This window comes from Haloferax sp. S1W (assembly GCF_044593955.1).
Lineage (GTDB): Archaea > Halobacteriota > Halobacteria > Halobacteriales > Haloferacaceae > Haloferax.
Map to the genome: position 1 here is coordinate 1 of NZ_CP172602.1, position 3187 is coordinate 3187.

The window sequence follows — 3187 nt, forward strand, 5'->3', positions numbered from 1 at the left end:
TCGCCCCTGTTCCCTCGGGCGATTACCGTTATCACGTGATATCACGTGATACTGTGATAATCGCGGTACGGCGTTGACCATACACTACTTGTCCGACGGTACGTCGAAAATCGGTCTGTATATCGGTGTGTCGGAACACCCCCCGCAAGGGTTTGTTTTACATCTGAAATAGAGTTAAATAAGGGTAGGGCGTAGGGGTGTAGTGTAATGAGCAAACGGCTCAAAGCGGCTCAGAAACGGGTGAAACGGCTCCTCGGCGATCGGCGGGCGCAGAGTAGTGGCGCAGCGGGCCAGGCGGCAAACGTGGTTGTGAGCATCTTGGTGGCGTCCCTGATGGCTGCGTATCTCCTCCCTATGGCGATTAACGAGATTATCGGGGTGGATACTACCAGCTGGACGGGAGGCGCCTCGGCGCTATGGGAAATCATCCCTGTAATGATCGTCCTGGCTATCTTCATCTTCTTCGTCAATATGGCGCTTAGCACGGGTGAGAGGCTGTGAGGTGTCCGTTTTGCTGGAACGGGTCGGATGAGGGGCTGGCCCAACACCTACGGAAGTCTCCGGAGTGTCGGGAGGTAGGACTAAGTGCTGCGGCTCAGGACATGGAGGTGACTCAGCGATAAGCCGAAAGACGGCAGAAGGTGCCGCCCTAACCACCTGCACCTTCTGTCTCCGGACGCTTAGCGTTAACGACGCAAGGCGAGCCGGGTGGTCGGTTGGGCGTGAGAGGCGGTGTGAGCCGCGCTTAGCCCGTCTTATGGCGCGAGGGCCGGAGAGTCGACGGCGGTCGGCGGAGCGGCGCCGAGCGCCCCGAGGCGCCGCGACCGCCGTCGACGGCGCGGAGCGGGGGCTTGCCCCCCGACCGCGCAGCCGGCCCGTTAGAGCGACCGCAGGGAGCGCCAACGAGCGGCGGTTGTGGTCGCTGGCCTGATGGCAGCGTTTTTGCTGCCGATGGCGATTTCCGAAATCGTCGCAGTCGATACGTCGATGTGGGGTAGTGGGGCGGCTGAGTTGTGGGAGTTGCTGCCGGTGATGATTGTGCTTGCAATCTTCCTCTTCTTCGTGGGCCTCGCGCTTGCCAGGGGGCGGTACTAATTCACACCTGTATCTGCTGAGGTGGCTCAGTGAAAATGGTGTCCGGTAAACACGTGAAAGTCGGAAGTGAACGGTCAAAATCGAGGTGGATTTAGACTGATGTGCGGTGTCAAAACCCGCATACAAGGCCCGATGTTTCCGGTTCTTGTGAAAGTCGGAAATTAGGCCATGCATCGGTGGAAGAAGGATTGAAGTCGCCCCACGGCAATGCTGTATCAAGAAAGAGAAGTTACTCACAACGTGAACGAACGCCCGGCAGAAGGGGCCGGGCGACGGACGACCTCGGCGGGTGTGTCCCTACCAAAGACCGCCCGCCGAGATTCCTGTGGTAAGGATTCGTCCTCGCCTGTTCCTTCTCCTTCCGTCCGCCTAAGTCTTTCTGACAACGCGGAACGGCTGACTACGCAACCGCCGCAAGGTCCGGAGAGCGGAGACGCGGTCGAGCGAAGCGAGACGGCGAGCGAGTGCCCCGAGCGAGCCGAGAGTCGGAGCCGCGGTCCGAGGGGCTTGCCCCTCGCAACCGGAGCCGGGCCGCTAGAGCGAAGCGTAGCGAAGCGAGACGAGAGGCGGAGCGGTGCGGAGGCGGTGCCGTCCGCAGGGTGGCAAGAGGTAGCTAGAGCACTCGGAGCGGAAGGGGGTCAGCGACATGAGTAGTGGCCGCGGTGCGGTCTATATCTTGCACTTGCGGGAAAGTACCCCCCGAAGCGTGGTATTTGACGGAGAGAGGCGCTTAGCCGGTGGTTTGGTATGAGCGGGGAAACGCCGGCCTATCCGGTAGACCGTCGTCCAGCCGAGCAGCTGCGGAGCCGGTCGCTTCCCCGCTCCGCAGCTGCTCGGGAAGACCTCGACGGTCCAGGTGCGTGGCCGGAAGGGACGGAGCCGTTCGGTACGACGGAGTGGCGACTGCCGGGGTACGGTGACAGGGGAGCGGGCTGCGGAGAGTGGTACCCCGAGGCGGTGTGTGAGACGTGTGGAGAGACGACGTTCAGCAGCCGCGTGTGCGGGAAGCGGTCTTGCCCCGACTGCTGGGGTGCGTGGGCGAAGAAAGCCGCTGTGCGGGCGACTGTGCGGATTCAGTCGTTCCGCTATACGCAGCCGCCGAACCACCGTCGACAAGCGGCTCATGCTGTGGTATCACCGCCGGATGGCGAGATTCGGACGGAACGGCAGTATTGGGAAGGACGCAAGAAGGCCGCCGAGATAGCCGAGCAGAAGGGCTGGCGGGGATATACGGTGATTCCGCACCCCTACCGTGTGACTGAGGAAGGGAAGGCGAGATACGATCAAGAAGACCCGGATTACGGGATTTGGGTATGGCTGCGAAATGACGTTGAAGGCGGTCTTACCCGCTATACCTACTGGTCCCCGCACTACCATATCCTTGGTTCGACGGGTGCGGATATGGAGCCGGCAGGAGACGGTGACGACTGGAATTACGTGTTCATCCGGTCGGTAGAGAAGTTCGACGGGGTGCGGGATGGCGAGAGCCACCGCGACCTATACGGGCTGCTCCGGTACCTGCTATCTCACACGGGCTACCCGGCGGATTCGACAAAGCAGGTAGTGACGTGGTACGGCTCTCTCGCCAATAGCGTGTTCGTCGAAGACGCTACAGAGTCGTGGCAACACCAGAAGCCCTCAGAAGGCGTCACGTCGGCGTTGAAGCGAGAGGTGGAAGCGGTGGCCGGTGTGACTGAGGAAGAAGGGAGCGAGAGCGAGGAAGCCCGTGAGAGCGACGATATGGGCGACTGTCCGATACAGGAGTGTGGGGGCGTACTGATTGACGTGTTCGACGTGAGCGCCTACCTGGAGCATAACGATCCACCGCCGAACGTACGCAAACGAATGAGAGCCGCGAGAGACTGGCGCCTCGGCAGGCTGGAGCCACCGGCAGGGGCGAAGAATCCGACCACAGAGGAGGGGGCGAGAGAGTCATTTGAGGCGCTGTTGGAGATATATTAGCGGCGTCGAGGCCGCCCCCATGTATGATTCAGTCCTCGGCTCTCCCCCTTCTCCATAGAGTTGATTAATTATGGTACACCCACTTGCCATACATACGGCATAGGCCGGTATGTGTGCCTATCAAGCCCCT

Annotated in this window: 3 protein-coding genes; all 3 read left to right on the plus strand. The window is 61.1% G+C overall.

The window, feature by feature from the left end; all coding sequences use genetic code 11:
- Nucleotides 1-207 precede the first annotated feature (207 nt).
- Nucleotides 208-501 (plus strand): hypothetical protein, encoded by a 294-nt coding sequence (locus tag ACH9L7_RS20380; protein ID WP_396614121.1) that lies wholly within the window; start codon nt 208-210, stop codon nt 499-501.
- Between the two features lie 429 nt (nt 502-930).
- Entirely contained in the window at nt 931-1095 is a 165-nt protein-coding gene (locus ACH9L7_RS20385; protein ID WP_396614122.1) for a hypothetical protein, read from the plus strand.
- Between the two features lie 747 nt (nt 1096-1842).
- Nucleotides 1843-3057 carry a hypothetical protein gene (locus ACH9L7_RS20390; RefSeq protein ID WP_396614120.1) on the plus strand — a complete coding sequence of 405 codons (1215 nt, stop codon included), beginning with the start codon at nt 1843-1845 and terminating at the stop codon, nt 3055-3057.
- Nucleotides 3058-3187 lie beyond the last annotated feature (130 nt).